General features: G+C 49.1%; 3 protein-coding genes. 2 read left to right on the top strand and 1 reads right to left on the bottom strand.

The window, feature by feature from the left end; all coding sequences use genetic code 11:
- The first annotated feature begins 61 nt into the window (after positions 1 to 61).
- A complete protein-coding gene (locus ACTHUE_RS18075; RefSeq protein ID WP_440361161.1) occupies positions 62 to 196 on the top strand; it encodes a hypothetical protein in 135 nt (44 codons plus the stop codon).
- A 6-nt stretch (positions 197 to 202) separates the two neighbouring features.
- On the opposite strand, the gene ACTHUE_RS18070 is transcribed toward ACTHUE_RS18075, so the two are convergent.
- Positions 203 to 1,189 (bottom strand): GlxA family transcriptional regulator, encoded by a 987-nt coding sequence (locus ACTHUE_RS18070; RefSeq protein WP_440361160.1) that lies wholly within the window; start codon positions 1,187 to 1,189, stop codon positions 203 to 205.
- Between the two features lie 97 nt (positions 1,190 to 1,286).
- Here ACTHUE_RS18070 and ACTHUE_RS18065 point away from each other — a divergent pair.
- Positions 1,287 to 1,686, top strand: a 400-nt coding sequence (locus ACTHUE_RS18065) for an MBL fold metallo-hydrolase (RefSeq protein WP_440424107.1), incomplete at its 3' end; no start/stop codon positions are given.

Below are 1,686 nucleotides of genomic sequence, written 5' to 3'. Positions count from 1 at the left end.
ATTGAGATTGTCATCTTTGAATATAAATGATTAGGATAGAACAAGCGTTTGGATTTTGAAGATGATTTATAAAAACTCTTTGAAATTTCTCTACTCTTTGAAAAAGAAAAAAGGCCGTCTGAAAAGTACAGGCTGCTTTTTGGGTTTTCAGACGACCTCCAAAGCAGCCTGCACTCAGGTATTTTGGATTGACTAACGCAAGCTATCTGCCAAATACTTTCCGCCAGGCATTCGGATTGATTTTAAACTTGGCTTTGAACTGCAAACGTAGGTTTGACGCGCTGCCGAAGCCGCTTTGTTCGGCGATGCGTTCTATCGGCAAATCCGTATTTTCCAACAAATCCTGTACCTGCCATAGCCGCTCTGTGGTGAGCCACTCACCGAAATTCATGCCTGTGGCTTGAGAAAAATGGCGGATAAAGGTACGGCGGGAAACGGCTAATTTTTTTGCCAAATCGTCCAAGCGGTATGGGGTCGCAAGGTTTTGGCGCAGTTCGTCCAATAGGTGATTGATTTTGTCATCGGCGGTACGACGTTCGACAGGTCGGTGGATAAACTGTGCCTGCCCGCCTTCGCGGTGTGGTGCCGCAACCAAGGTACGGGCAAGGTCGTTGGCAACGGTTGCACCGTGGATTTTGCGGATGAGGTACAGGCAACAATCCAGCCCACCCGCCGCACCTGCCGATGTTAAAAAGTTGCCGTCTTCTGCATATAGGCGGTTGGTATCCAGATGAATTTTAGGGAAACGGCGGACAAAGTCGTCTTCGGCAAGCCAGTGGGTGGCGGCGGTTCTGCCGTCTAAAAGTCCTGTGTAGGCAAGGGCGTAAGTGCCGTAACATAGGGCGGTGATATGCGCACCACGTTTCGCTGCCCGCTGTAAATTCTCAGCCAGTTCTGGCGTCGGGGCTTCTTCAATATTGCGCCAGCCTGCGATGACGATGATGTCGGCTTCTTCCGTCAAATCCAATCCGTCGTGTACGGGAATGCTTGCGCCCAGTGCCGTGATAACGTCTTTGCTATCATCGGAACAGATTTTCAGGTCAAAGAGCGGATTGTCCCGATAGGTCGTCTGAAAAACAGAAAAGGGAATGTTGAAGACAAAATCATTCATGCCCGATTGAGCATATAGCACGATTTTGGGAACAGTTTGATTTTGGCGAAACTCGTTACGCTCGTTTTCAGACGACATTTTGGCACTATCCTTGCGTTTGTTGGCAATATTGCCTATTTTAGCCGATACACCTGCAGCTTAAAATACGCTCCATAATTTTCTAAGGAGCAACATCATGAAATCCAAGCAATTTATTCTTGCCACTGTTTTGGGCGCGACAGCCTTTTCCGCTTGGGCAGACGATTCATACCAACATATCCGTAACGCTACCGCCAAAGTCGAATATGCGGGGCAGACTTTTTTGATTGACCCGTTTTTCGCACCCAAGCACTCCATGAACGGCTTTGCCGGCACGTTCAACAGCCAAGCCAAAATGCCGCTGGTCGGGCTGCCGATGAGCGTGAATAAAATTTTGGACGGTGTGGATGCAGTTGTCGTTACCCATACTCACGAAGACCATTGGGACGAAACCGCCGCACGTTCCATTCCGAAAAACCTGCCCGTATATGTGCAGCACCAAGCCGACGCGGCAAAAATCCGCAGCCAAGGCTTTACTGATGTACGCGTGTTGAACG

The sequence above is a fragment of the Neisseria sp. P0021.S005 genome (assembly GCF_051956955.1).
Note: the sequence above shows the minus strand (reverse complement) of the source record. Positions and strands in the feature narration are given on the sequence as shown.